General features: G+C 69.3%; 23 protein-coding genes. 5 read left to right on the top strand and 18 right to left on the bottom strand.

Translation table 11 applies throughout. From position 1 onward, the window contains the following. Window positions 1-111: 111 nt before the first annotated feature. Window positions 112-1,365: a cytochrome P450 gene (locus IE140_RS07500; protein WP_109178375.1), complete on the bottom strand. Its 1,254-nt coding sequence runs from the start codon at window positions 1,363-1,365 to the stop codon at window positions 112-114. Window positions 1,366-1,693: 328 nt separating this feature from the next. Here IE140_RS07500 and IE140_RS07505 point away from each other — a divergent pair, with 328 nt between their 5' ends. Continuing rightward, window positions 1,694-2,872: a steroid 3-ketoacyl-CoA thiolase gene (locus IE140_RS07505; RefSeq protein WP_109178374.1), complete on the top strand. Its 1,179-nt coding sequence runs from the start codon at window positions 1,694-1,696 to the stop codon at window positions 2,870-2,872. A 52-nt stretch (window positions 2,873-2,924) separates the two neighbouring features. Here IE140_RS07505 and IE140_RS07510 read toward each other — a convergent pair whose 3' ends face one another. The 6 genes from IE140_RS07510 to IE140_RS07535 all read right to left on the bottom strand — a co-directional run bounded on the left by IE140_RS07510 (window position 2,925) and on the right by IE140_RS07535 (window position 10,137). Continuing rightward, complete coding sequence (locus IE140_RS07510) at window positions 2,925-3,764, bottom strand: ECF transporter S component (protein ID WP_150194010.1); 840 nt, start codon at window positions 3,762-3,764, stop codon at window positions 2,925-2,927. Between the two features lie 5 nt (window positions 3,765-3,769). After that, entirely contained in the window at window positions 3,770-5,578 is a 1,809-nt protein-coding gene (locus IE140_RS07515) for an ABC transporter ATP-binding protein (RefSeq protein ID WP_150193994.1), read from the bottom strand. Next, window positions 5,575-6,753, bottom strand: a complete 1,179-nt coding sequence (locus IE140_RS07520; RefSeq protein ID WP_150193992.1) for an energy-coupling factor transporter transmembrane component T — start codon at window positions 6,751-6,753, stop codon at window positions 5,575-5,577. The genes IE140_RS07515 and IE140_RS07520 overlap by 4 nt, the downstream gene beginning before the upstream one ends. Then, the gene (locus IE140_RS07525) at window positions 6,750-7,457 is read right to left on the bottom strand and encodes an SCO2322 family protein (protein ID WP_150193990.1); all 708 of its coding nucleotides are present in this window, start codon (window positions 7,455-7,457) and stop codon (window positions 6,750-6,752) included. The genes IE140_RS07520 and IE140_RS07525 overlap by 4 nt, the downstream gene beginning before the upstream one ends. Further along, window positions 7,454-8,722, bottom strand: a complete 1,269-nt coding sequence (locus tag IE140_RS07530) for an SCO2321 family membrane protein (protein ID WP_150193988.1) — start codon at window positions 8,720-8,722, stop codon at window positions 7,454-7,456. Before IE140_RS07530 ends, IE140_RS07525 begins: the two co-directional genes overlap by 4 nt. 353 nt (window positions 8,723-9,075) lie before the next feature. After that, the gene (locus tag IE140_RS07535; protein WP_150193986.1) at window positions 9,076-10,137 is read right to left on the bottom strand and encodes a Strvi_7410 family MBL fold metallo-hydrolase; all 1,062 of its coding nucleotides are present in this window, start codon (window positions 10,135-10,137) and stop codon (window positions 9,076-9,078) included. Window positions 10,138-10,353: 216 nt separating this feature from the next. On the opposite strand from IE140_RS07535, the gene IE140_RS07540 reads away from it, so the two are divergent. Together IE140_RS07540 and IE140_RS07545 are read left to right on the top strand one after the other, a co-directional pair. Beyond that, complete coding sequence (locus IE140_RS07540) at window positions 10,354-11,823, top strand: aldehyde dehydrogenase (RefSeq protein ID WP_150193984.1); 1,470 nt, start codon at window positions 10,354-10,356, stop codon at window positions 11,821-11,823. Then, window positions 11,823-12,056: a ferredoxin gene (locus IE140_RS07545; protein ID WP_150193982.1), complete on the top strand. Its 234-nt coding sequence runs from the start codon at window positions 11,823-11,825 to the stop codon at window positions 12,054-12,056. Before IE140_RS07540 ends, IE140_RS07545 begins: the two co-directional genes overlap by 1 nt. Before the next feature lie 29 nt (window positions 12,057-12,085). Here IE140_RS07545 and IE140_RS07550 read toward each other — a convergent pair whose 3' ends face one another. From IE140_RS07550 to IE140_RS07580, 7 genes are all read right to left on the bottom strand, one after another. Next, entirely contained in the window at window positions 12,086-12,490 is a 405-nt protein-coding gene (locus IE140_RS07550; protein WP_150193980.1) for an Imm50 family immunity protein, read from the bottom strand. Beyond that, window positions 12,480-12,980, bottom strand: a complete 501-nt coding sequence (locus IE140_RS07555) for an Imm50 family immunity protein (protein ID WP_167533458.1) — start codon at window positions 12,978-12,980, stop codon at window positions 12,480-12,482. Before IE140_RS07555 ends, IE140_RS07550 begins: the two co-directional genes overlap by 11 nt. After that, window positions 12,961-17,634: a putative T7SS-secreted protein gene (locus IE140_RS07560; RefSeq protein WP_229826724.1), complete on the bottom strand. Its 4,674-nt coding sequence runs from the start codon at window positions 17,632-17,634 to the stop codon at window positions 12,961-12,963. Before IE140_RS07560 ends, IE140_RS07555 begins: the two co-directional genes overlap by 20 nt. Next, on the bottom strand, window positions 17,616-18,251 hold the full coding sequence (locus IE140_RS07565; RefSeq protein ID WP_150193976.1) for a hypothetical protein: 636 nt from the start codon (window positions 18,249-18,251) through the stop codon (window positions 17,616-17,618). The genes IE140_RS07560 and IE140_RS07565 overlap by 19 nt, the downstream gene beginning before the upstream one ends. Further along, the gene (locus IE140_RS07570) at window positions 18,248-18,751 is read right to left on the bottom strand and encodes an SseB family protein (RefSeq protein ID WP_189460211.1); all 504 of its coding nucleotides are present in this window, start codon (window positions 18,749-18,751) and stop codon (window positions 18,248-18,250) included. Before IE140_RS07570 ends, IE140_RS07565 begins: the two co-directional genes overlap by 4 nt. Window positions 18,752-18,857: 106 nt before the next feature. Next, a complete protein-coding gene (locus IE140_RS07575; protein WP_150193974.1) occupies window positions 18,858-19,061 on the bottom strand; it encodes a DUF397 domain-containing protein in 204 nt (67 codons plus the stop codon). Next, window positions 19,058-19,942 carry a helix-turn-helix domain-containing protein gene (locus IE140_RS07580; RefSeq protein ID WP_150193973.1) on the bottom strand — a complete coding sequence of 295 codons (885 nt, stop codon included), beginning with the start codon at window positions 19,940-19,942 and terminating at the stop codon, window positions 19,058-19,060. The genes IE140_RS07575 and IE140_RS07580 overlap by 4 nt, the downstream gene beginning before the upstream one ends. 214 nt (window positions 19,943-20,156) lie before the next feature. On the opposite strand from IE140_RS07580, the gene IE140_RS07585 reads away from it, so the two are divergent. Further along, window positions 20,157-20,588, top strand: coding sequence for an ATP-binding protein (locus IE140_RS07585; RefSeq protein ID WP_229826725.1), 432 nt, complete (start codon window positions 20,157-20,159; stop codon window positions 20,586-20,588). Window positions 20,589-20,832: 244 nt separating this feature from the next. Further along, entirely contained in the window at window positions 20,833-21,207 is a 375-nt protein-coding gene (locus IE140_RS07590; RefSeq protein ID WP_150193969.1) for a type II toxin-antitoxin system VapC family toxin, read from the top strand. A gap of 22 nt (window positions 21,208-21,229) precedes the next feature. On the opposite strand, the gene IE140_RS07595 is transcribed toward IE140_RS07590, so the two are convergent. From IE140_RS07595 to IE140_RS07610, 4 genes are read right to left on the bottom strand one after another with little or no spacing between them, the layout of a single operon-like run. Continuing rightward, the gene (locus tag IE140_RS07595) at window positions 21,230-22,510 is read right to left on the bottom strand and encodes an MFS transporter (RefSeq protein WP_150193966.1); all 1,281 of its coding nucleotides are present in this window, start codon (window positions 22,508-22,510) and stop codon (window positions 21,230-21,232) included. A 1-nt stretch (window position 22,511) separates the two neighbouring features. Then, a complete protein-coding gene (locus tag IE140_RS07600) occupies window positions 22,512-24,332 on the bottom strand; it encodes a condensation domain-containing protein (protein ID WP_150193964.1) in 1,821 nt (606 codons plus the stop codon). After that, a complete protein-coding gene (locus tag IE140_RS07605) occupies window positions 24,329-25,645 on the bottom strand; it encodes a DUF6271 family protein (RefSeq protein ID WP_150193962.1) in 1,317 nt (438 codons plus the stop codon). The genes IE140_RS07600 and IE140_RS07605 overlap by 4 nt, the downstream gene beginning before the upstream one ends. Continuing rightward, window positions 25,627-26,742 (bottom strand): phytanoyl-CoA dioxygenase family protein, encoded by a 1,116-nt coding sequence (locus IE140_RS07610; protein WP_150193960.1) that lies wholly within the window; start codon window positions 26,740-26,742, stop codon window positions 25,627-25,629. The genes IE140_RS07605 and IE140_RS07610 overlap by 19 nt, the downstream gene beginning before the upstream one ends. Between the last annotated feature and the right edge of the window lie 250 nt (window positions 26,743-26,992).

The raw sequence follows: 26,992 nt of genomic DNA on the forward strand, positions 1-26,992 counted from the left end.
GCCGAAGGGGCGCCGGGACGACGTCAACCGTCCCGGCACCCCTTCGGCGTGGATCGCCGCGTCCCTACATGGTCCGTCCGTCGCGCCCGCCCCGCCACTCGGCGGAGGGTGTCAGTGCCCCGGGGCGACGCTCACCTGGAGCTGTTTGATCCCGTTGAGCCAGGCCGACCGCAGCCGTCGCGGATCCTCCAGCAGTCGCAGATCCGGCAGCACATCGGCGATGGCGTTGAAGATCAGGTCGATCTCCATCACGGCCAGCGACTTGCCCAGGCAGAAGTGCGGACCGCCGCCCCCGAACCCGAGGTGCGGATTGGGATCGCGGGCGATGTCGAAGGTCTCCGGGGAGTCGAACACCTCCGGGTCGTTGTTGGCAGAGGAGTAGAAGAGACCCACCCGCTCGCCCTTCCTGATCCGCTGACCGCCCAGCTCCAGGTCCTGGGTGGCGGTCCGCTGGAAGGAGACGACCGGCGTCGCCCAGCGCACGATCTCCTCGGCGGTGGTTTTCGGCCGTTCCCTCTTGTACAGCTCCCACTGCTCGGGATGGGTGAGGAAGGCGTGCATGCCGTGGCTGATCGCGTTACGGGTCGTCTCGTTCCCGGCCACCGCGAGCAGGATCACGAAGAACCCGAACTCGTCGGAGGACAGGTTCCCTTCGCCCTCCGCCGCGACCAGCTGCGTGACGATGTCCTGGGCCGGGCACTCCTTGCGGGCCGCCGCCAGGTTCATCGAGTACGACACGATCTCCATCGCCGCCTCGGCGCCGACCTCCTCGGTGATCGCGTACTCGGGATCGTCGTACGCGGCCATCTTGTTGGACCAGTCGAAGATCTTGGACCGGTCGTCCTGCGGTACGCCGATGAGCTCGGCGATGGCCTGGAGCGGCAGCTCCACCGCGATGTTCGTCACGAAGTCGAAGGAGCCGTCCGCGTCCGCCGACGCGAGGGCCGTCTCGACGATGGACCGGGCCCGGGAGCGCAGGGCCGCCTCCAGCGAGCGCACCGCGCGCGGGGTGAAGCCGCGCTGGACGATCTGGCGGACTCGGGTGTGTTCCGGCGGGTCCATGTTCAGCATGATCAGCTTCTGCACGTCGATCTGGTCACGGCTGATCGTCTCGTTGAAGCGGATGACGGCGGTGTTGGTGTTCGAGGAGAACAACTCGGGGTGCGTGGAGACGTACTTGACGTCCGCGTGGCGGGTGACGACCCAGTAGCCCTCGTCGCCGAAGCCGGAGATGTTGGGCGGCTGGGTGCACCACCAGACCGGTGCGGTCTCCCGCATCAGGGCGAACTCCGGGTGCGGCACACGGTCTTGGAGGAGATCGGGATCGGTGAAGTCGAACCCTTCGGGCAGATGGGGGCAGCGCATGGGCACCTCTCCACTCCGGATCTGATCGCGAACCGTCCGAGACCGACGGGCGCGCCACTCTGCTTCTGACGGTCCATCAGGAATTGCCCGCAAGGTAGTAACGAGTTCTACAAGTGGCAAGAGCCGTGGCCGGATCCATCGCCCCGGGTGAGTGCGTGGCGGCGCGGAAGGGGTCTTCCGTTATGGAGTCGCGCGTGTGCGGTGCGTGCACGCCCCTTGCGCAGCCGGGCCGCCGTCATGAGACTGCTGGGCAGAACTAGAACGCGTACTAGTTCCTTCCGCGGGCGCCGGGACGCCCCCTGCGGAAGCGCGAGGAGAGGACGAGCTCATGGCCGCGGAACCCGTCATCGTCGAAGCCGTACGCACCCCCATCGGCAAGCGTGGAGGCGCACTCGCCAATCTGCACCCCGCCTATCTGCTGGGCGAGACCTACCGTGAACTTCTCGGCCGCACCGGCATCCAGGCCGACTGCGTCGAACAGATCGTCGGCGGCACCGTCACCCACGCCGGCGAGCAGTCGATGAACCCGGCCCGCACCGCCTGGCTGACCGTCGGTCTGCCCTACGAGACCGCCGCCACCACCGTGGACTGCCAGTGCGGCTCCTCGCAGCAGGCCTCCCACATGGTCGCCAACATGGTGGCCGCCGGGGTCATCGACGTCGGCATCAGCTGCGGCGTCGAGGCCATGTCCCGGGTGCCCCTGGGCAGCGGCTCCAAGCACGGCCCGGGAAAGCCCTGGCCCGACGAGTGGAACGTCGACCTGCCCAACCAGTTCGAGGCCGCCGAACGCATCGCCCGCAAACGCGGTCTGACCCGGGAGCGGGTCGACGCCCTCGGCCTGCTCTCCCAGCAGCGGGCGGCCGCCGCCTGGGCCGAGGAGCGCTTCAAGCGCGAGACGTACGCCGTCCAGGTCCCGACCACCGAGGAGGAGCAGGCGGCGGGCCAGGGCATGTGGCGGCTCGTTGACCGGGACGAGGGGCTGCGCGACACCTCGATGGAGGCGCTCGCCGGACTGAAGGCCGTCATGCCGAGCGCCATCCACACGGCGGGCAACTCCTCGCAGATATCCGACGGGGCCGCGGCCATCCTGTGGTCCTCCAAGCGCATGGCGCGGGCCCTCAAGCTGAAACCCCGGGCCCGGATCGTCGCCCAGGCCCTCGTCGGCGCCGACCCGCACTTCCACCTCGACGGCCCGATCGACGCGACCCGGGCGGTGCTCGGCAAGGCCGGCATGTCCCTGCGGGACATCGACCTCGTCGAGATCAACGAGGCGTTCGCGTCGGTGGTGCTGAGCTGGGCGCAGGAGTTCGAGACGGACCTCGACGGCCTGGAGAAGGTCAACGTCAACGGTGGCGCGATCGCGCTGGGCCACCCGGTCGGCGCGACGGGCGCCCGGCTGATCACCACGGCCCTGCACGAACTGGAACGCCGTGACAAGGAGTTCGCGCTGATCACGATGTGCGCGGGAGGAGCCCTGGCGACGGGGACGATCATCCAGCGCCTGTGAGCACAGCACCCGTGCCCGGAGAGGCTCTGGGCCACCCCTGCCCGAGGGATGCCTAGAGCCTGTCGGCCGCCTCGGGCTCCCCGAACGCGGCCCGCGCGTCGAACGCGGCGCGGCGGGTGGCCCGGCGCAGCGCCCTCAGCAGCGTCGGGCCGAGCGTGAGGGTCAGCACCACCGTCAGCACCGCCCGTCCCAGGTCCCAGCCCAGCGAGGTCGCCGCGCAGTAGGCGAGGAACCGCACCAGGTTCTCGTGCAGCGGGTCGCCCGCGACGAACGAGATCCCCGATCCGAGACCGGCGATGAGCGTCCAGCCCTGGAGGTTCATCACCGTGCCGTACGCGAACGCCGCCACGCACCCGTACAGCGCGAGCATCGCCAACTCGACCCGCCCGCGCAGCCGGTCGGGCCCCGGCAGCAGCCCCGCGCCCATCGTGAACCAGCCCATCGACAGCATCTGGAACGGCATCCACGGCCCGACCCCGCCCGTCAGCAGCGCCGAGGCGAACATGGTCACCGAGCCGAGCACGAAACCGAACCCGGGTCCGAGAACCCGGCCGCTCAGCACCATCAGGAAGAACATCGGCTCCAGCCCCGCCGTCCCCGCCCCGAGCGGGCGCAACGCGGCCCCGACCGCCGCCAGCACGCCGAGCATCGCGACGGCCTTCGCGTCCATCCCCGACTCGGAGATCGTCGCCACCACCACCGCGACGAGCAGCGGCAGCAGCGCCGCGAACAGCCAGGGCGCGTCCTTCGCGTGCGCGAGCCCGGAGCCGGCGTCCGCCAGCAGCGGCCACCCGAAGGCGACCACGCCGACGGCCCCGGTCAGCAGCAGCACGGCCACCGACTTCGGCCCGAGCCGCACGGGCCGGGGAGCCCGTTCGGTGACGTCCGTCATCTCCTTCACGCTCCCGCCTCCAGCGCCCCGCGCACCTGGGACACGGTCAGCCACTCCTGCGGGGCGAGGATCTTCGCCGTCTGCGGGGCGAACGCGGGGGAGGAGACCACCACCCGCCCGGTCGGGCCGTCCGCGACGACCTCCCCGTCCGCGAGGATCACCACCCGGTGCGCCAGCTCCGCCGCCAGCTCCACGTCGTGTGTGGCCAGGACGATCGCGTGCCCCTCGGCCGCGAGGCCGCGCAGTACGCCGACCAGCCGGGCCTTCGCCGCGTAGTCCAGGCCCCGCGTCGGCTCGTCCAGCAGCAACAGCGGCGGCCGGCCCGTCAGCACCAGCGCCAGGGCGAGCGCGAGGCGCTGCCCCTCGGACAGGTCCCGGGGATGGGTGTCGTCCCCGACCCCCGGCAGCAGCTCCGACACCAGCGCCCGGCAGGTGCCCTCCGCCGCGCCCGCGTCCCGGTCGGCGGCGGCGCACTCGGCGGCCACCGTGTCCGCGTACAGCAGATCGCGCGGCTCCTGCGGTACGAGGCCGACGCGGCGCACCATCGCCCGCGGGTCCGTCCGGGCCGGGGCCAGGCCGCCGACGCGCACGGTGCCCGCGGTGGGCTCGATCATTCCGACGAGCGCGCCGAGCAGGGTGGACTTGCCGGCCCCGTTGCGGCCCATCAGGGCCACCGTCTCGCCCGGGGCCACGGTGAGCGTCACCCGCCGCAACGCCTCGACCCGGCCGCGCCGCACCCCGAGCCCGTCGACCCGGGTGACCGGATCGGCGGCGGGGGTGGCGGACGCGCCGGACGTGCCAGGGCTTCCCGTGCGGTCCCGGCCCTGGCCCAGCAGCCGGGCGAGGCGTCCGGGGCGGGAGCGTTCCGCGGCGGCCACCGGCACCGGTGCCGCCGCCGAACCCGGCCCCGACGCCGGGGCGACGCCCGTCCGCACGGGCACCGCCGCTCCCGGCTGCTCCGAGGCCGGCGGGGCTCCCGGCGCCTCGGGCGGTGACGCGTCCGCCAGCCGCTCCCGCAGCCCGCCCGCCCCGCGCCGGGCGTCCCGTACCGACAGGGGCAGCGGGTCCCAGCCCGCCAGCAGGCCCAGCTCCACCACGGGCGGCCGGACCGGCGACACCTTCATGATCCCGGCGGGCGGCCCCATCACGGGGGCGGCGCCCGGGGCGGGCAGCAGGACGACCTGGTCCGCGTACTGCACCACCCGCTCCAGGCGGTGCTCGGCCATCAGCACGGTCGTGCCCAGGTCGTGCACCAGCCGCTGGAGCACCGCGAGGACCTCCTCGGCCGCCGCCGGGTCCAGCGCCGAGGTCGGCTCGTCCAGCACCAGCACCTTCGGGTGCGGGGTGAGCACCGAACCGATCGCCACCCGCTGCTGCTGGCCGCCCGACAGCGTCGCGATCGGCCGGTCGCGCAGCTCGGCCAGGCCCAGCAGATCGAGGGTCTCCTCGACCCGGCGGCGCATCACGTCCGGGGCGAGCCCCAGCGACTCCATGCCGTACGCGAGCTCGTCCTCGACGGTGTCCGTGACGAAGTGCGCCAGCGGATCCTGGCCCACCGTCCCGACCAGATCGGCCAGTTCACGCGGCTTGTGCGTACGGGTGTCGCGGCTGTCCACCGTGACCCGGCCCGACAGCAGCCCGCCCGTGAAGTGCGGGACGAGCCCCGACACCGTACCCAGCAAAGTCGACTTACCGACACCGGAGGGGCCGACGAGCAGCACGAGTTCGCCCTCGGGGACCGTGAGGTCGACCCCGGACAGCGTGGGACGCTCCGTGCCCTCGTACCGCACGGAGACCCGCTCGAACCTGATCACGCCTGCTCCTTGCCGCGTCGCACCGGTCTGTCGGCCACCGCCCGGTTCGACGGCGGTACGGGGGCGACCAGCGCGGGCAGCAGCCCGATCAGCGCCGCCGCCGCGGGCCACAGCGGCAGCACCGGCGCGGTCAGCGGTACGACCCCGGGGCGCAGCGCTTCCGGATCCACCGCCCCCGCCCAGATCATCGCCGCCGCGACCGCCGCACCCGAGCACGCCACCAGCCAGGCCCGCACACCCCACCGGTCCGGGCGATAGCGGGTCCGCACCGAACGCCGCCCGCCGAGCCGCAGCCCCGCCATCGCGGTGACCAGGCTGGCCAGCAGCAACGGCAGCCCGTACACCGCCCCCTGCGCGGCCAGCAGCCCGTACGTACCGGCGCACACCCCGAGCAGCCCGCCCAGGGTGAGGACGTTCGTGGTGTGCCGGACGGCCGCCGGGACCTGGGCCGTACGCCCGTACCCGCGCGCGTCCATCGACGCGGCCACCGCCACCGACCGCTCCAGCGCCCCCTCCAGCACCGGCAGCCCGATCTGCGCCACCGCCCGCACCCCGCCGGTCGGCCGCCCCCGCAGCCGGCGCGCGGTGCGCAGCCGGACCACGTCGGCCACCATGTTCGGCGCGAACGTCATCGCGACCACGACGGCGACCCCGGCCTCGTACAGCGCACCGGGCAGCGACTTCAGCAGCCGCGCCGGGTTGGCCAGCGCGTTCGCCGCGCCGACGCAGATCAGCAGCGTGGCCAGCTTCATCCCCTCGTACAGCGAGAACACCAGCTGTTCGGCGGTGACCCGGCCACCGATCCGCACACCCTGCGCCCAGTCGGGCAGCGGCAGTTCGGGCAGGGTCAGCACGGTGTGCGAGCCGGGGATCGACGAGCCGAGCAAGACGGAGAACACCAGCCGCAGCGCCACGACGAACAGCCCGAGCTTGACGAACGCGCCGTACGAACGGGCCCACGGCGCGTCCGTGCGCCGCGCCGCCACCACATACCCGGCGACCCCGACCAGCAGCCCGAGCAGCAGCGGGTTGGTCGTCCGGGACGCCGCGGTGGCGAGCCCCAGCGCCCACAGCCACCACGCCCCGGCGGGCAGCGCGTTGGCGCGGTCCGCCTCGGGGGCGCGCAGGGCGCGGCGCAGCAGCCGGGCCGGGGCCGACGCCGGGGAAGCGGTCACCGGCGGCGGCGGGCCTGGACGACGGCGGCGATGCCGAGCAGCAGGACGGCGCCGATGCCGACGAGGAGCCCGACGGACGGACCGCCGCCGCCGTCACCTTCCGCGTCCGCGTCCTCGCCCGATTCCTCGGCCGTCCTGGTCGGCTCGGACGGCTTCGCGCTGCCGCTGTCGCCGGACACCTGCTCGCCGCAGCCCGTTTTCGGATAGCCGGAGATCGCACAGAGCATGGCGCTGTCGTCGTACCGCAGCGGCTTCGCCACGGCGGCGAGCGCCTCCGCGCTGCTGGCGTCCGGCGCGACCTGCGCGCAGGCCGTGCGCAGGGCGGGCGGCTTCTCGCCGTCCGGGGCGTCCGTGGTCGTGCCCGGGTCGATCACCAGAGCCACCCGCTTCTTCCCGTCCTCCGCCGGGGTGTCCGCACAGATCGCCCCGAAGTCCGGGGCGCGGCGCGGCTGGTCGGCGTCGCCGGAGTCCTCGCTCACGGCGAACCGGAAGCCCTGGACCGTACCGTCGTCCGGGCGCAGGAGGGACGGCCCCTGGGTGGCGTACTCCCAGTTCTTGCCGTTGCCCTCCCAGAAGGACCAGTAGCGATACCCGGCGGCCTGGGCGCTCCCCGCGCCGAGCAGGACGGCGGAGGCGGCGACCAGGGCGGCGAGCAGCGAGACGACGGGAACGCGAAGCCGGGTGGCGGCCCGTGCAGGGCTCACGGCTGCTTCTTCTTCCCGCGCATGCTGAGCACGAAGCCGATGCCGGTGCCAGCGAGCAGCCCGATGCCGATCAGCCACCCCAGGCTCAGCCCGCCGTCGTCGCTGTCGGTGCCGCTGGAGGGCTGCGGACCGGTCGGCGTCGGCGAGGGGAGGGCGGTGGCGGCCGGCGAGGGGCCCATCGAGTTGAGCTGCTTGACGAGGTCGACGCCGCCGAAGCTGCGTGCGTCGGCGCCGGTGGCGTGCGCGGCGAGGATCAGCTGTCCGGTGGCGGCCGGGCCGCCCTGCTTCCCCCAGCCGGTGGCGTTCTTCTGCAGCCAGGCCACCGACGCCTTGGCCTTGTCGGTGTGCCCGGAGGCGGCGAGGGCGACGACCGCGTCCGCGGTGTTGCCGTAGTCGGGCTGCGGGTCGGAGTCCTCGGCGCCCGGCATCGGGGCCTGCTCCAGATACGGCTGCTTCTCCAGCGTGTCAGCGAGGAAGGAGGCGCCGTTCTGGGCGCTCTGCTCCGGGCTGAGGTCGTCGCCCTTGGTGCAGGTGGGGTCCTTGACCGCGTTGGACGTGCCGGAGGCGATGCCCTTGCCCATCAGACCGAGCACGGAGGCCGCGGTGGCGTCCATGTTGGCGGTCAGCTCGCCCTTCTTGTCCGGCTGGTAGGCGAACGCGCCGCCGTCCTTCTTCCCGCAGGCGATCGCCAGCGACTGGAGCGCGGTGTACGGGGTGCTGCCGTCCTTGGTGGTGAGCTCGTTGACCGGGACGCCGGTGCGGGCGAGCGCGCCGATGACGATGGAGGTGGAGTTCGCGTCGGACGGGCTGCCCGGGTTGTAGCCCCAGCCGCCGTCCTCGTTCTGCACGGACTTCAGCCAGTCGGCCCCGTTGTTGGCGTCCTCGCGGCGCTGGTTGATCTCGACGAGGGCCTGGACGGCGATGGCGGTGGCGTTGGTGTCCATCACCGTCGACGCGTCGCAGGGCTTGGAGGCGTCGGCCCGGTACGAGGGGAACGCCCCGCTGTCGCACTGCTGGCCCACCAGCCAGTCGACGGCCTGCGTCGACGGCGTGACGTACTCGATCTTCTGCGCGAGGAAGGCGAGGGACTGCCGCCACACCCCGTCGTAGGTGGGGTCCGTGGTGCCGTAGAGCCCGGCCGGCAGATCCGCCGACGGGGAAGGGCTCGGTGCGGCTACCGCCACAGGGGCGACCGCCACGGGGGCGGCGACGCCCAGGAGCACGGCGGTGGTCGCGAGCGCGGCTGCGCTGCGGCGTACGGTCATGGCTGGCTGGGCCTCTCCTGCGAGGGCCGGACTCCCCGGGCGCACGAGGGCACCGGGCTCCGGCCCCGTATGCCTCGACGGTGCCGGCCACCGGGGTTCCGGTGGCCCGAGCCGGTCACGCTCCGCGGAGGGCGGTCCGGCTGCCGTCGGGCGGACGGGTCACGGCTGGGGCGCTGCGCCGGAGAGTCTCCGGCGTCCCCTGTACGGGCATGATGACGACCTGCTCACTCTACCGGTCCGTAGGGGAGGGGCCGGGGGCCGCGCGTCGCGATGTACGTCACCGGGGTCGTCCCTGGTGGGGACGGGGGCGGCGGTGTACGTCACTGGGGCACGGGCCGCGAGCGGGCGGGGCGTCACACGGCGATGTACGTCACCGGGGGCCCGCCAGGGACGGCCTCCGCGCGGCCGAGCTTCACGAGCCGCCGCAGATGGGACTCGGCCTCCGACACGGCGATGGACCGCGAACCGTGCGGGATCTGCTCCCAGGGCCGGTTCCACTCCATCTGCTCGGCGAGCTGCCACGGGGTGAGCGGCGTGGCGAACAGGGCGAGGAGCCCGGTCAGCCGCTCCTCGTGGTGGTCCAGCAGCTCCCGTACGCGCCTGCCCGCATCGGTGAAGGCGTGCTGGTGCGCGGGCAGCACCTCGGCCACCCCGAGCCGGCCGATCCGCTCCAGCGAGGCGAGGTAGTCGCCGAGCGGATCGGTGACGGCGGTGTCGTCCGGGTCCTCGTACAGCCCGATGTGCGGACTGATCCCCGGCAGCAGGTGGTCGCCGGAGAACAGCCGCCCGTTCCCTTCCAGCCCGGCGGGATGCCGCTCCTCCAGATGGAGGCAGACGTGGCCCGGGGTGTGCCCGGGCGTCCAGACGGCACGAAGCCGCCGCCCGGCGAGGTCGAGCAGCTCGCCGGGGACGATCTCCCGGTCGGGCAGGGCGGCGCGCAGCCCGGGCAGGGTCCGCAGCCGCCCCCCGCTGCGGGCGGCGCGCAACGGGGCGAGGTGGTCGTCCGGCGCGCCGACGGCGGCGAGCTTGCGGACGAGGTAGTCGAGCCAGGTGCCGGGCTCGGATTCGCGGGTACGGCGGACGATCGCGGTGTCGGCCTCGTGCATCGCGATCCAGGCCCCGGACGCCTCGCGGACCTGGCCGGAGAGGCCGTGGTGGTCGGGGTGGTGGTGGGTGATGACGACGCCGTGGATGTCGGTGACGGCGGTGCCGAGGGCGGAGAGCCCGGCGACCAGGGTGTCCCAGGAGGCGGGATCGTCCCAGCCGGTGTCGATGAGGACGGGCCCCCGGTCGGTGTCGACGAGGTGGACCAGGGTGTGCCCGAGGGGATTGTCCGGGATGGGCACCCTGATGCTGTGGACGCCCCCGCCGTGATCGGCCACCTGCGTCCCGGTCCCGTGAGTCACCTGTGCCATGGGCTCCCCTTCTCCGCTTCGGCCTCCACTGTAACGAGAACTCGTTCCAGTGGTAGCCCGGGTCTACCAAATCGCGGGAGGGAGGGGGTCATTGACGCTGCGCCCCCCGTGGACTACTGAAACAAGAACTGATATCAGTTCTGACGACCAGTCAGTTGATGGAGTGTACTGGCGTACGGGGCCACGGGTTCACGGGTTCAACGGGAGGCGACGGCCATGACGGAACGTACGGAGCTGGTGGAGCACGGACGCCTGTTCATCGGCGGGGAGTTCACCGATCCGCTCTCCACCGAGGTCATCGAGGTGATCTCCCCGCACACCGAACAGGTCATCGGCTGTGTGCCACACGCATCGGAGGCGGACGTCGACCGGGCGGTCGCGGCGGCCCGCCAGGCCTTCGACGAGGGCCCCTGGCCCCGCATGACACTGGACGAGCGGATCGCGGTGATCACCCGGATCAAGGACGCCTTCGCCGTACGCCACGAGGAGTTCGCGCGCCTGATCAGCGCGCAGAACGGCACCCCGTACAGCGCGAGCGTCATGGTGCAGGCGCTGGCCGCGATGATGGTCTGGGACTCGGCGATCACGGTGGCGCGGACGTTCCCGTACGAGGAACGGCGCGACGGCGTCCTCGGCCCGCTGCTGGTCCGCCGTGAACCGGTGGGCGTGGTGGCGGCGGTGGTCCCGTGGAACGTCCCGCAGTTCACGGCGGCGGCGAAGCTGGCCCCGGCGCTGCTGGCGGGCTGCACGGCGGTGCTGAAGGTCTCCCCGGAAACCCCCCTGGACGCCTACCTCTTGGCGGAGATAGCGGAGGAGGCGGGCCTGCCGCCCGGGGTCCTCTCCATCCTCCCGGCCGACAGGGAGGTCAGCGAGTACCTGGTGGGCCACCGGGGCGTGGACAAGGTCTCCTTCACCGGCTCGGTCGCGGCGGGCCGCCGCGTGATGGAGGTGGCCTCGCGCAACCTGACCCGCGTCACCCTGGAGTTGGGCGGAAAGTCGGCGGCGGTGATCCTCCCGGACGCGGACCTGGAGGCGGCCGTGGCGGGGATCGTCCCGTTCGCGTGGATGATCAACGGCCAGGCGTGCGTGGCGCAGACGCGGATCCTGGCGCCGCGCAGCCGCTACGAGGAAATAGCGGAGGCCTTCGCGGCAGCGGCAGGGGCACTCCGCGTGGGCGACCCGTTGGACCCGACAACGGAACTGGGCCCGCTGGTGGCCCGACGCCAGCAGCAACGCTCCCTGGACTACATCAGGTTGGGCCAGGAGGAGGGAGCGAAGATCCTCACAGGCGGCAACGTACCGGCCTCCCAGGAGCGAGGCTGGTACGTCGAGCCCACCCTCTTCGGCTCGGTCGACAACTCCATGCGCATCGCCCGCGAGGAGATCTTCGGCCCGGTGATCTGCCTGATCCCGTACGCGGACGAGGCCGAGGCCGTCCGCATCGCCGACGACTCCCCGTACGGCCTCAGCGGCAGCGTCTGGACGGCGGACACGGAACGCGGCATCGACATAGCCCGCCGCATCCGCACGGGCACGTACAGCGTGAACACCTTCAGCCTCGACATGCTCGGCCCGTTCGGCGGCTACAAGAACTCGGGCCTGGGCCGCGAGTTCGGCCCCGAGGGCTACGGCGAGTTCTTCGAGCACAAGATGATCCACCTCCCCGCCGGCTACCGGGAGGCGTGATGGGCGACCGCTGGCACGTGGAGGTCGACCGCACGGTCTGCATCGGCTCCGGCATGTGCGTCAACCACGCGGGCGACGCCTTCCACCTGGACTCGGCCCGCCAGTCCCACCCGACGACGGAGAACCGCGACGCGGGCGAACACGTCCTGGCGGCGGCGGAGGGCTGCCCGGTGGAGGCGATCACGCTGACGCTGGCGGGGTCGGGGGAGGTGGTGTTCCCGCCGGAGGAGTGACCCGTTTCCAGTCTCGCTCTTCTCCGTGGCTACGAGGCTTGGGAAACTAGCCCAACGCGCGCAGCGGCGAGACTTACCGTGCGCGCCCGAAAAGTAGCTGAGCTGCCCTCCGACGTGATGGTAACCATCAGATTTTCATCTGTTTTGCGCCGGATGGAAACTTCCTTACACCCGGGATTTGCCCATCCTCGGATGTCTAGTTCATGCACTCCGGAAAAGAAGAGGTAGAAGGTGAAGGAGTTGTACTCCTTTTCCCTCCACTCGGGCCTGATGCGCTCCGGGGTCTGGGCAGTCTGGAAGCCCAGCGTGATGCTGTCTTTCCGCTCATCTGCAAGCATGTGGAACAGGTCGCAGCGGCTGAGGTCGGGTCCCTCGTCGTACAAGCTATAGATGGATTGAGGGTCATCGAGGAAGCGGGGCCAATCAGCGGTCATAGAAATTGCTCACATAGGTGTCGGGGATGGAGGAAAATCTGCGTGCGTCGATTGGGCGCAGGAAGCTGTGAGAAACCTCGTCTGATCCGGATTCGGTAGCTCGGAAGGAGCTGATGTGGCCGATAGTAAGGGAATTGCTGCAGTTGAATTGGAATTCTAGGCCTGCGCCACTGATGTTCGTTTGAATTGTCCAGTCGTTCAGGAAGGAAATGTCGATGTCAACGAATGTTGAGGGAATCCAACCGTGTACCGTAAGGTCATCGACAGCTGCAAACTGGAGATGTGCCTGCAGGGTGTTGTGCCCAAGTGTGGACCATTCGCGCGGGGCATGTTCCGGATATTCAGGAAAGTCGATCCGAGTCGTCAATGCGGGCCCGCGCCAGTCAATATGAAATGATCTCAGGCGTACAGATTTCAGAGGCGGAATGGCGGAGTAGAAAGAACCTAGAGGGTGCGGGTTTCTTAGTAGATCAGCCCAGTGATTTGTCATAGTAGTAATGTTCCTCGGTTCCGGGTATTTGGCCATTTCGAGTGTCATCGAACGGTCTTACGTGGATATGTGCTGGCTGATATCCGGGCTCCCCTGGTTTTTGGTGTCCGAAGTGATGGTCTTGGAATACGACAATATCTCCGGATGCTGATTCGTACCACTCCTCGGTATAGTATATGGGCTGGTGGTTCTCGTCCATAAGTTGCTTACTGCCCTGCCACGGAGGAGTGGTGGCCTTAACCCAATTATCCACATCAAACGGCTCCGCTCCTTCGGGTACACCAGCTTCTCTAAGCGCCCTGCTTTTTGCATCAGCGAGAGATGGTGGAGGGCAGGGACCGAGGCCAAGCGGATCTGCCCAGGTGTGCGGATTCCCCACGTAGGCAACAGGGTTCGATGCTGGAACCAGCCCAAGTGGGTCAACGGTGAAGTACCGTGATATCTCAGGGTCGTAATAGCGATGAAAGTTGTAGTGGAGGCCGGTCTCCGGATCAAAGTACTGGCCTGGGAAGCGGAGTGGCGTGTAGGTCGTACTGTGCACGGCCCAGCTTGTTACACCCCAAAGAGTGTTGCGGGCGTGCCATGCGATTTCCCCCGACTCGTCAATAAGCTCCGTAGGGCTGCCCACAAGGTCGGTGACTATGGTAAAGAAGCGCTCGTTGATTGATTCCTGAGACAGGTCCGAAGGGAGAATGCGTTCAGTCTGGGTCAAAGGGCGAAAACCGTCATGATCCCAAGTCAGGACTATCGATTTTCTTTGGGATGGAGCGGGCGTCACCTGTTCGCACAGGGTGATGCCATCCCAGGTGAACCAGGTCCGTTCTGCTACAGATTCACCGTCTCCGGCCATGCGTTGCTTTGCGATGCGCCGCCCCAAGGGATCGTATTGGTAGCACCACCGCGTGCCATCAGGTGTGATGACAGAGCTGATTCGGTCCTCAGTGTCCCAGCTGTAGTGCCACGTATCCGGCTTGCGGGAAAGGCGGATCCTCTGACGGAGAATTACCCGACCGTGCGCATCATGCTCGTACCGAGTGCGGCCAGCGCGAGTAATTCGCGTGCCGGCGTAGGTACGCGTGCCAGATGCTTCCTGGCTGGCATGTGAGTCGGGCCAGCTTGCCTGGACCTGGTTTCCTACTTGATCGTAAGCGTAGGCCTCGGTCCAGTTCGCTGCGTGGACGCCGGTGACGCGACCTGCGGCATCTACATCGAATCGGCGGTTTCCTTCGATTGCATCATGGATGCCAACGAGATTTCCGTCTGCGCGGTAATCGTATGTGCGGCTACGAAGTACGCGATTGTGTGCGGAAATTCTCTGGCCCGTGAGACGACCTGCTGCGTCGAACTCGTGTGTCAGTTGCGTCGCGTCTCCCAGGTGACGGCCTACTTCGCGGCCCGAGGCATCGCGAACGAACGTCATGATCCGTCCGGATGCGGAGAGTTCCGCAGGCAGCCCGACCGCATCAAATGCCCATGTGCTCACCGCACCAGTGGGCGTGGTGCGAGAGACGCGCCGTCCAAGTGCATCGTGGCCGTACGTGAGGGTTCGGCCGTTCACCGTTTCAGACCTCAGGCGGCCGTGACGGTCGCGGAGGCGAGTCAGTACAACGTCCGGACTTTCTGCCCGGGCTAGCTGATCGAAGATGTCGTACTCGTAGGTCGTGACGATGCCAGCCGCATCCTTCTGCAGGATTTGACCGAGCTCGTTGTGCGAGTAACGAGTGGTCTCACCAAGATCATTCGTGCGTCCGACTAGATGGCCACAGGCGTCGAAGTCGTAGGTGAGCGTGCGATTGTCGAAGTCGGTCTCCCTAGCTACGCGGCCTGTTGCATTGTAGTTATAATCCCACGTCATTCCGAGTGGGTTTCTTACTCGGACTAGCTGCAGATTAGTGTTGTGGTCAAATTCGTAGCGTGCGCCGTCGGGCCCTGTGCGCGACTTCATGAGGTCGAAGTGTGTGTACTGAAAATAGGAAACGCGACCCATAGCGTCGGTATAGCTGAGACAGTTTCCTTCGCCGTCATGTGTCCATGATTGCGTGGTGCCGTCCACATTGGTGCGGCGAGATAGCTGGCCCCCGACAGTCCACTCGAATGTAGCGACTCTCCCGGCTGAGTCTGTGAGCGTGACCAGTCGGCCGAACTTGTCGCGCTCGTACCTGACAGATGCTCCCGAGGGGTCAATTATCTCTACCGGAAGTCCGGCGTCATCACGCCGTACGACGCAGCGCTCTCCCAGAGGGTTCTCGATGGACACAAGGTGCCCAGCCCTGCTGTAGGAGAATTTCGTTGTTGCCCCCGAGGAGTCAGTGGCCGAGAGTCGGTTCCCTCGGGCATCAAACGTTTGCCGGGTAATTGTTCCGTTCGCGTTCTTGATGCGTACAGCTAGACCCAGACTGTTGTACTCCGCCTCCAACTTTCGACTGTCGGGGCGTACCACCGTCGTCAGCCTGCCGTGGTCGTCGTAGACGGATCGACTGACGTTCCCCAACGGATCGGTGACGGAAAGCAGTCGGTGAAAGCGGTCGTACTCGAAGCGGGTGACGCCACCCAGAGCATCGATCTCGGTCACGACTTGGGCTCGATCGTTGATTACATAGCGCGTGGTGTGCCCGAGACCGTCCGTCATGGACGTCATGCGCAGGCCTGTTTTGGGGTCTGTGCCATCCCAAGTGAAACTGGCTTCGAGGTGGCCGTCCGTGCCCGACTGGTAGACGCAGCGGTTGAGATCGTCGTAGACGTACTCGTAGCGGCTGTCGTTGGTGTCCATCCACGCAGTGATGCGGCCCAGGTCGTCGCAGTCGAAACGTAGAGGCAGGCCGGAGGAGTTGGTGACCGCCGTGAGGTGGCCGTCCGTGTAGCCGTACCGCATGATTTCCTGGTCGGTTCCGTCCGGTGCGGCACCCGCCAAGTGCAAGGCGGTGACTCGCCCTTCGGCCGTTGTGAGTTTCAGGTGGTAGCCGCCGTGGTGGACGATGGACGTTGGCGCACCCGCCTCGTCGTATTCGAAGGCGATCCAGCGGCCGTTGCGGTCGTCGATCTGGGCCAGCAGAGCCAGGTCAGGATTCTGGTCGGCGAAGCGCAGAACTTGGCCGGTTTCCGGGTCTGTGATGGTGTAGCCATCAGGCACCCGGTCGAGAGGCCACTGCCGACCGTGTGTGGGCATGACGGGGACACCAGGCGCGGGGTGCGGGTAGGCCAGCAGACTGCCCTGGTCGCAAGTGAATATGACACCCTGCGCGTCTATCTCCAGGCGCTGGTCGACTGTGCTCGACCAGCCGGTGCCGAACCAGCGACCGCTCCGGTACGAGGAATCGAATACCCGGGAGAAGACGAGAGGGAGAGATCCAGGGAGAGCAATGTCCGTCTGCGGCATGAGCATGCGCCCGGTCGCCACATCGATCGGATCGCCCGCGCATTTGACTTCGTTGCACTGCTTTCCATTGGAGTTGGGCGACTCCTCGTGCCCTTCGCGCGCCGGCCCCGGCGGCTTCTGCGGGCCCTCAGGCCCGCCGCCCTTCCGCAGCCCTGCCCGCAGACCACCCTTGAGCGCTCCGGCACCCTTCGTTCCGACTGCCTCCGGGAGCAGGCGGCCGAAGAACTCGGACGGGTCGCTCTTGGCCGCGTCCCAGGCGCTTTCCAGGGCACGGTCGGGGTTGGCGACCGTCCTGGTCAGGCCGGACAGCGTCATGCTGACGCCCTTGTACATCTCCGCCGGGTGGGTCAGGTTGTACGGGTCGAGAGGATTAGTCTGGCGGAGGAAGCCCATCAGGCCGCCGACACCCTTGAGTACGCCCCCGCCGAAGTGGGCCAGCTCGACGCCCTGCGAGAGGCCGTAGTCGTACACCTCGTTCTTGAGCCGGGCTGCGCCCTTCGGCTCATTCGGTGCGTGCGCCATGGCCGCGGTGATCGCGCTCTCGGCCCGCCCGCCCGCCTCGTTCCGTATGCGTCGGGCGTCCTCCAGATCGTCCTGAGCCCGCTTGCGCTTGCTCACACCCGGGTCGGAGAAGGTGCCCGGGTGGGGGAGGGGACCGTCGCCGTTGCGAGCCGCGTTGTACGCGTCGACCTTCTTGTTGAATGCCGCGACGGCCTTCTCGGAGTCCCGCGTACCCTCCTTGTAGAGCGCGATCGCCGCACGCGCCTTGCTCTGGGCACTCGTGACGGCCGACGCATACGTCTCCAGCGCCTTCGCCGCGTCCTCGAACGAGTCCGCCGCGCGCAGCCAGTCGGTGGGAAGCGTCGAGAACTTCTTCCGGAAGGTGTCGGCTGCTTCGCCGCGCCAGTGACCGGAGTCGAGCTTCTTCATCCCGCCGCCGACGAGGTCGAAAGCCCGTTGGAAATCCCGAAGATTCTTCACCGTCGCGGTGATCTTCTCCGGTCTCCCATGAATCAGCTCGTCCGCCTCTTCGCTCTGCCCGAGTTGCTTCTCCCCGATCTCCGCACCCAGCGAGGACGCGGTCTCGTCACCCCAGTCCTCGACCTTGTCGGCCCAGTCGTGCGCACCGATCTTGTCCAGCCCCGCGCCGACTTTGTCCGTCGCCGCGTCGATGCCTTCGCCCAGGAGCTCCTTGCTCTTGTCGAGCCCCTGGACGGCCCCGTCGACGACCTTGTCGAGCCCCCCTCGCCAGTCCACCATCAGCGGTTCTGCCCCCATCGCGGTTCTTCGGCCTGCGCCACGGTCTCTTCCGAAGGATTGAGGTGTTTCTCAGCCCAGGCGTCGATTCCTTCACGCTGCTCTGCGTCTGCCCCCGAGGCGTCCAGCAGCGCGTCTCCGACGTCGTACGCGGTGTCCTTCCACTGTTGCTTCACCTCACCGTGGGCCTCGGTGAACGAGTCCACGCTCCAGTCCGGGTTGTCCCAGGCATGCTGCTTGCTGATCGAGTCCCAGCTCATGCCCTTGACCTCGTCCTCGGACAGGTACGGGTTTCCATTGGTGGAGTTCACCGCGATCTTGAGCGAGTCCTTGATGTACTGCTCCTGCTCGGCGAACGAGCCCACGGACAAACCCAATCCGGCAGCGAGGGCGTTGCCCCGCTGAGACAGCGCCCGTACCCCCCACTCCCACCGATTGCAGAACGTCTCGAACTTCGACGTCAGCCCGCCGTGTCCCAACTCCAGCCCTGAGAGGGCGAGATCCGAGAACCCTCGGCCGGCCGTTGCCTCGCCGGTCATGCCGAGTTCCTTCAACTCCGTGTGCGCCAGGTCGATGCCTCGCGCGATTTGCGCCAGCGTCGCCGGCGGCACGTTCAGATCCGCGTTCTCCCCGCTCATCCCGTCTCCCCCAGATCGACTGCCACATGGTCGGGCACGATGCCCGCGACCGGCGGAAACAGCACGCCGTTGGTGCTTCCCGCGTCCAGCGCGACTCCCGCGGGGCCGGGCAGCATCGGCACCATCGCGTCCAGCAGGCGCGCACCGAGAATTGTGCGGTACGTCCACTCCCGATCGCCGTCGCCCTGTGCTTGTGCGAACCGTGCGAGGGCTTCTTCGTTGGAGAAGGCACAGATCCAGCGGACGCCGTTCTGATCCGCCGTCCACAGGCTTCCGTACGGGTCGAACGGAACCAGAACCGCCGTTCGCCGGAACTCCCCGAGCAGAATCGCGAACTCGCGCCGGGCGGACGCCAGCGCATGCACCTGCTCAGGCTCCGGCTTCGGCTCAGGCACCGGAGGTGCCGCTTTCGCCGGGCGCTCGGGTACGGTCCAGTCGGCCAGATCGGCGAGCCTGGACCGGCGGCCGGGCTCAGGTATGTCATCCCCGTGGTCAGTCACGTAGGGATGCTGTCATGGTGCTTTGCTGAGCGGCAACGACGAAATGCGGCCAGGCGCGTTTCTGCGGTGAGAGGCCGGTCACTGTGCCGAACGCTCTTGGTCGGGACTACGCCAAGTTGCTGACGAAAACCCGCCAGGCGTTGTGGCCGAAGGTTATGGCCGGGCCGGCGGGGCGGGTGCTGTCGCGGACCGGGACCAGGTGGGGGAGGTTCGGGGCGACCTCCACGCACTCGTTGTTGCCGCCGCTGTACGAGCTGGTGCGCCACCGTGCGCCCGACAGGTCCGGCGTGCTCTGGTGTGCGCTGTTCATGCTTGATGCTCCTCGGCCCTGCGATGGATGACAGCGCGGGACTCGGCCGGGGAGAGCGCGGATGTGCGCGCGGCATCGAACAGGTCTTGGTAGCGCGAGACGTCCGCCTCCCGTTCCAGCCACATGGAGCCGGACGGATTGTCCGCCAGCACCACGTCGAGCGCCCCCTCCTCGGGAAAGCCCAGCACTACGTACGGGCCGAACATACTCGCATGAGCCCCGCGCGAGAACGGCAGCACCTGCACCGTCACGTTCGGGCGCTCGGAACTGGCCAGGAGATGCTGAAGCTGATCGTTCATCACCTGTGCACCACCGACTTGTTGGAGGAGGACGGCTTCCGACACCACGGCCCACAGCTGTAGCGGAGTGTCACCCAAGAGTCGTTCCTGCCGCGCCAGGCGGACTTGAACGAACTTCTCGATCTCGTCAGCCGTCTTCCACTGGCGCGAAGCCACGGTGACCGCGCGAATGTAGTCCGGGGTCTGGAGCAGTCCTGGAATCAACTGTGCCTGAAAGGTTCGGATGGACCCCGCCATCGCCTCCAGCGCGATGTAGTCGCGGTAGGTGTCGGCCAGTACGTCGCCGTACTGGTTCCACCAGCCCTCCCGACGCCTGCGGTTCGCCTTGCGCGCCAGGGAGGCGAGGCGGTCCCGGACCTCGTGGTCGGAGAGCTGGTACGCGTGCAGCATCGCCGTCAGGTCGGGGAGCCGCACTGCCACGCGCCCGTTCTCGATCCGGCTGATCTTGCCCTTGGTGCAGTCCAGAGCCTCCGCTGCCTGGTTGGTCGTCAGTCCGGCCTTCTCGCGCAACTTCCGTAGTTCGTCTCCCAGTTGGCGGCCGAGGACGGTCGAGGTGTTGGTGGCAGTGCTCTTCGTCTGCATGTGAACACCTTTAGCAAAGTAGAGGCTCTGTCGGGATCCGGATACCCGAAAGGATGAAAAGTGATGCCAAGGCTATTGGCAACGTTGCAGTTTCGGATGGTGCGCACTCATTCTGTCGGTGGCGGGTGGAGTGCTCCGGTGAACTGAACTCACCCGCACGGGACTTCGGTTGAGCTTTGACCCCTTGGAGACGGTGATGGGTGAACTGTGTGAAGTGAACTTTCGGCTGGCCCGCAGCCGCAGCAGCGTCCCCCGGGCCCGCGCCCTCCTCCGCGCCAAGCTCGGGGAGTGGAGGGCCGGGCAGGAGGTGGTCGAAACGGCGGAGTTGGTGCTCTCCGAGCTGGTCACCAACGCCGTGCGCGTAGCCGTCCCCGGCGACCGGATGATCGGCGTACGCATCGAGGTCCGGGATCAGGGCGCCTGGCTTCGGCTGGAGGTGAGTGACGCCGGTGATGGCCGCCCCGAGGTGCGGTGGCCCGGTGAGTTGGACACGGGCGGGCGCGGGCTGTTGATCGTCGACGCGTTGGCCTTCTGCTGGGGGGTGAAGGAACGGCCGGCCGGGATCGGGAAGACCATCTGGGCGGAGGTCGTGACCCCGGCTGCCGTTCCCGCGCCGACGACGGTCCACCCCTCGGTGATGTCATGACGTGGTTCTGGCGTGTCCTCCGGCGGCGTTCGGTGCTGCCCGACAGGCCCCTGTTTCGCGGCACCCTGATTCAGCTCGTCGACCGGCGGGCGGTGGTGATCCGTGGGGCGGGTGCGCCTGCCGTACCCGTACGGGAGTCGGCCCTTCGGTGCGACGGGCGTGGCTCACTGCGTGGGCAGGTCCGGATCGCTCGTCACTTCGACTGCCCCCACCCCCGTATCTCCGCAGCCTTGGGGATGGCGTGATGCGCCTTCTCCTCGACACAGCTGTGATCCTGTGGTGGCTTGACGACACACCTCAGCTGTCCGAGGAGGTCAAACGCCTCCTCGATTCGGCCGACGCCGTACACATCAGCGCCGTCTCTCCCTGGGAGATCACCTTCAAACAGCACCTCGGGCTGCTGGAAGGGCCGGGTGACCTGGCCGAGCGCGTGCGCGACCTCGCCTTCCCCAGCCTCCCCGTCACCGCCGCCCACGGCGTTCGGGCCGGGCGCCTGCCCATGGTCCACGAGGACCCCTTCGACCGGCTGCTCATCGCCCAGGCGCAGGCCCATCGGCTGGCCCTCGTCACGCGTAACGCCTGGATCCCGCAGTACGACGTGACGGTTGTGCGGGTCTGATCGCACGAGGGTCAGCACCAGGTCAGACCGCCGGTTCGCCCTCCGCCTTCGGCCGGAGCATCCCCTCCGGCGCCCGCCGCAGCGCCCTGATCGCCGGGACGCTCAGCATCACCGCCAGCAGCGCGCACGACATCACCGACGAGAAGATCAGCACCTCGTTCGCGCCGAACGCGTCCGCCGCCGGGCCCGCCAGGGCGCGGCCCAGGGGGATGACCATGATGGAGCCCGCCACGTCGTACGCCGAGACGCGGCTCAGGACCGTCAGCGGGATGTGCGACTGGACGCTCGTCGCCCACATCACGCCCCAGAACGCGAAGCCGTATCCCGCGATCACGTGGGCGACCGCCGTGGCCGTGAACGACCATTCCAGCGCCGGGGCCAGCGGGTTGAGCGCGAAGCAGAGCATCGCGAGGGCTCCCGCGACCAGCGGGCGGCGCGGGCGGACCCGCATGCCGATCAGGCCGCCGATGATCGTGCCCGCGCCGTCCGCCGAGGCGATCCAGCCGTACCCGCTCGCCCCGTGCTGCTCGATCATCAGCGCCGCGCCCAGCGGCAGCGCCGGGCCGAACACGAACAGGCCGTACACCGACCAGACCGCGATCACGCCCCACAGCCACTGGCGGGACCGGAACTCCTGCCAGCCCGTCGCCAGCCTGCGCCACATCGGGGCGTCGCCCTCGTCGCGTTCCGTGTGCAGCTTGCGGAGGGGGAGGAGGACGAGGGCGCTGAGCGCGTACGCCGCCGCGATGACGATGTACGAGCCCGACACCTGCCAGTACGCGACGAGGATGCCTGCCAGGCCCGGGCCCAGCAGGGTGCTCAGCGCCTCGGAGATCCGCAGCAGGGCGTTGGCCTTCTGGATGTCCTCGGCGACCCGGGGGACCATGCTCGCCATCCCGGGCTGGAACATCGCCGTCGCCGCCCCGCTCAGCGCCATCAGCCCCATGATCTGCCACAGCGGGACGCTGTCCGAGGAGAAGAGCAGCGTGGCCAGCGTGAGCATGGCCAGCATGCGTGCCACGTCCGCGCAGATCATCATCAGCTGCGGCGTGAACCGGTCGGCCAGCACCCCGCCGAACAGCACCAGCAGCACGATCGGGGTCATCCACGCCGCCAGCGCGTACCCGACGCCGCTCGCCCCGTGGCCCGCCCCCAGCACCGCCGTGGTCAGGGAGACCATCAGCATGCCGTCGGCCAGCAGCGACGCGCTGCGGGCCGTGAAGAACAGCCGGAACCGGGTCGACCGCCAGGGGCTCGGCAGCGTGGCCGGCTGCTGCGGGAGGGTCGTGTCGTCAACGCTCATGTCACACCTGCCGGCTTCTGCCGGTCCCTTCATCGATGGTGTTCAGCCGACGCCACGCGTCGCTCCGGTCCGGCTCGGTGGGTGGGTTCCCGATGATTACGTAGCGGTGGGGCGCCAGGACCCCCGAACCGGCGGCCGGGATGAGTGCGGTCAGCGCCCGGTGGGCCTCCTCGGGCGCCAACGGGGTTTCGCCGCAGGCGATGTACGCCGTCAGGTGCGGCTCCGCGCCGGACGCCTCGCCCGCAGTGCCGTCCGTGTCGGCCACACCCGCTGCGGAGCCGTACGGTCCTGGCTCCTCGGCCACGTGCACCGGCAGCCCGCCCACCGCCCGGCCGAGCGTCTCGCGCACGGCGTCGGGTGAGACCCAGCAGCCGTCCACCCGCAGCCAGTCGGGCCCGCGTTCAGCGGGACGTATCCCCGTCACCTCGGCCAGCGCCTCCATCGGCACATCCCCGGCGGCGGCCGCCTCCAGGAGCAGGACCAGCCCGGAGAGGAACCCCTCCGCCTCCTCAGGGGTGAAGACCGAGGGAGCGGCCCACAGGGAGATGTGCAGTTGGGGAGTCGTCCGGTACGTGAAGGCGAGCATCCGGGTCGGCAGCGCCTGGGGCGGCCCCCACGTCAGCTCCTGCTCGGCGTCGCCGCCGTTCTGCATTTCGGTGCCCAGGAGCGGGGCGGGCAGGGCGCTCACGTCGTTGAACACCACGTCCCGGCCGAAGTGGCTGCCGCGCTCGGCGGTGACCCGGTCGATCATCTCCCACAGCCGTACGGAGTCGAACTGGCTGTGCCGGTAGGCGTTGAGCACCGCCCCCCAGGTGCGGGAGACCAGGGCGTCGAAGGCGGGCACCCGGACGTCCAGGTGCAGCAGCGCGTCCTGGGACGTGGTGGTCACCGAACGGGCGACCCGCGCGTGGAACCGGTTGGCGCTCGGGACGGCGGTGACACAGCTGTCCTGGCCCGCCCGGTGTGCCACCAGGGCGCACCAGGCGGCCATCAGCACGGTGGCCTCGGGATGTCCGGTGCGGCGGGCCGCCCCGGCGAGCGCCTGGCCGCCCCGGCGGGAGCGGAGCGTCAGCTGCCGGGCCTCCTCGTCGGTCCCCGGCCTCCTGCCGCGCGGCTCCGCGAACATCTCCTGCGGCCCGGTGCGGAGGATCCGCTCCCAGTACCGCAGGGACGCCTCCGACTTCCGCAGCCCGGCCGGGGACGCCTCCACGGCGGCCAGGTCGACCGGAGGCAGGGACGTGAGCTCCGGCAGCTCCTTGCCCGCCAGCAGTTCGGCGAACTCCTCGCGCAGGATGGCCATCGCGCTGCCGTCCGCCACCGCGTGGCTGAACGCCAGTGCCACGTAGGCCGGTTGTCCGGCCACGGTGAGCAGGGTGATCCGCACCGGGAACTCCCGGTCGAGGTCGAAACGCCCGGCCCGGGCCGCCCGCGCCACCGACTCCGCGTACTCCGCCGGATCGCCGGGGAGTTCGGCGTGGTCGAGCACGGTCACCGTGAACGTGCCTTCCGCCGTCACGACCTGGCCGACCGGTGCCGCGCCCGGCGGGTGCGGGAAGGTGGTGCGCAGCCCCTCGTGCCGTACGGTCAGGGCCCGCAGGGCGTCGGTGACGGCCGCCGAGGTGGTGCCCTCCGGGACGGGCCACACATCGTGGATGTTGATGTGGGTCGGGTCGTCCCGCAGGATGCAGCGGATCATGTTGGCCTGGCCCATGGTGACGGGGCCCCGGCGCTCGTCACCGCCCGCGTAGGCGACGGTGACCGTGGTCGTGGTGAGGGGCGGAGGGTTCTGGTGCATGGTGTCCTTGCCGACGGCGGGGGTCATCGGGTCACGGCCAGGCCCGCTTCGGCGCTCGCACGGGTCAGGGCCTCCCAGTGGTCCATCAGGTGCGCGAAGTCGGCCATGTCGTCGCGGGCCTCGTCCAGGAGCCGGGAGCGGCCGTCGGCGAGTGTGTCCGCGACCGTTGTGTAGCGGCCGCCGAGCCGGCGGTACGCCCGGTCGATGACGTCCAGGCGGCGGGCGACGTCCGTACGGTCGAGGTCCACGCTGTCCCGGACGTAGCCGGCCACCACGGACGCCTGGATGTGGCCCTCCGCGTCGAGCAGCGCGTCACCGGCCGCCGCCGTCCTCGCGTACACCGTGTTCAGATACGCCTTCGCCAGAAGGAACTTCGCGAACCGGAGCTGATACGCCAGGAACCCGGCGTCCGTACGCCGCTCCTCCGTATGGAAGTTGACGATGTGCCGGTTGTGCCGGAGGCCGGGCAGCTGGGCGTTGTGGGCGAGGTGGAGCAGGAAGTAGTCGGTGCCGATGGTGTCGGGCGCGGGCGGCAGCGGGACCCTGCTGTACAGCTCGTGGTCGAAGCCGATGTTGCACATGTCGACCTGCGTCGGGCTGATCGGGGCGAGCGCGGTGCGGTCGCCGTCGAATGGAGCCGTCCCCGCGCCCCGGAACGACGCGTCGATCAGGTGCTTGCGCCAGATCTCCGGGTAGCCCTCGGGCAGCGACAGGCCGACCAGTTCGCCGTACGTGTCCGGGTCCAGGTCGCGGATCTCCGCGACGTCCACCGACATCTCGCCCACGAAGGAGCCGCCGGCCACCGCCACCCGCCGGTCTGCCGAACCCGGTGGCAGCTTGCTTCGCGTCGCCGACTTCCGTACATCGTCCGCACGTTGGCCCAGGTAGGTCAGCTCCTGGTGGAGGGGGAAGACCGGATCGCCGTCGACGTACTGGTAGCGGCTGTCGGAGTCCCGGCGGTGGACGGACGTGCAGCCGAGGGCCTGGGCGATGAGGAACGCCCGGTTGGTGCAGGCCCCGTAGGAGACCCGGGACGGCAGCATCAGCTCCAGCAGTCGGTCTGCGGACGACGGATTCCCGGCGGACCGGGCCGTCACCTCGCGCAGGAAAGTCCGCTGCTCGTCCTCGTCGAGGTGGTGGACGGTCACCCCGGGCTGCGCGACCAGCGCGGCCACCGCCTGCCGGTGCTCGGCGAGCACCGGCGCGGGGGAGGAGTCCAGGATCAGGAGGTGGACCTCGACCCCGAACTCCCGTGCCCCGTACGTTGCTTCCTCGGCAATTGCCGTGATCGTCCCGGTGCACGCCCGGTGCGTGGGCAGGGTCAGGCAGACGCGGCGCACGAAGGCTCCCCGCTCCGCGCGGCGGGTGCCGTGCTCCCGGCGTCCTCGGCACCCTCGACCGGGTCCTGCCACGAGGCCTGCCCCAGCAGCCTGCTGCCCAGCGGGTTCAGCTCGGCCGTCGGGTAGCGCTTGGACTCGGGCAGCACCGGGTCGCCGACCAGGGTGCGGTTCCAGCGCGGGGTGCGCAGATGGCGCCAGGACTCCACCCGGGACTTCCGCAGCCGCTCGTGCTCCTCCAGCGCGGGCATCATCGACAGGTACTGCACGGCCCGCACCCCGTTCTCGGAGAGGTTGCGCGCCACTCCGTGGGCCAGCAGGCCGTTCCAGATGAGCAGGTCACCGGGGCGCAGATCCGGTCGTACGACGGGGAGTTCATCCCGGTCGATGGCCGGGCGCAACGGGTCCCGGTCCGCGGGCTGGGCGACCTTCCAGGCGTCGAACTGCCGGAACAGCTCCGGGCAGCACTGGAAGCCGCCCGTCTCCGGCCGGGTGTCGTTGAGCGCGATGATGCCCTGCACCCGCTGCGGCGGCACCGCGAGCGTGGTGTCGATGTCCCAGTGCAGCTCGATGTCGAAGCCCCGGTCCGTCGGCTCGATCAGCGCGCGGTCGCGGTTGCCCCGGTTGGGCGGGTTGAGGTTGAGCCGGTCCAGGGTGACCCACAGCTCCTCGCAGTCCCACACGTCGACGAAGGCGTCGTACACCCGCTGCGACTGCCGGTTGTCCCAGAGGAGTTGGTGGTGGTACGCCTCCACGAAGCCGTAGATGTGCAGCTGCTGGTCCAGCTCGGAGCGCAGCGGCCGGTCCTCGTACCAGCTCTCCGGCCGATCCGGGTCCAGGCCCTGGAACTCCCAAGTGAAGTCGAGTAGTTGGCGGGCCGTCGCCGCCGGTACCGCCTCTCGGACGATGACGTAGCCGTACGTCTGCCAGTGCGCGAAGTCCTCCTCGGACAGCACCCGCAGCGGACGCGACTTGTCGAGCTCCCGCAGGGCCGTCTGGGCGAGGTAGGCCTCGCCGTCCGCGCTGAAGTACGGGATGTCCGACGCCGCGCGATGCAGGCGGGGCCGGCGGCGAGGGGCGGGGGTCGTCATGGGGTTCATGGCAGGTTCTTCTCCTCGGCCGGCCGCGCGGCGACCCCGGGGGAGCGGGGTCGCCGCGGTCGGCGGGACGGATGGGAGTGCCGTGGTGCGAGGAGCCGTGACCACGTCGATCAGCAGGATTGGTCCAGACCGCCCGGACTGTCAAGTGCCCCGTACATATGGGGATATGGCGTGCCGTCCTGTGCCCGACGGCCATGGAACCGATACCTCCCGTTCGGTATTTTTGGTCTAGACAACAGGCGAGTGGCGG

Source organism: Streptomyces parvus (genome assembly GCF_014648875.1).
GTDB classification, from domain to species: Bacteria; Actinomycetota; Actinomycetes; order Streptomycetales; family Streptomycetaceae; genus Streptomyces; species Streptomyces parvus.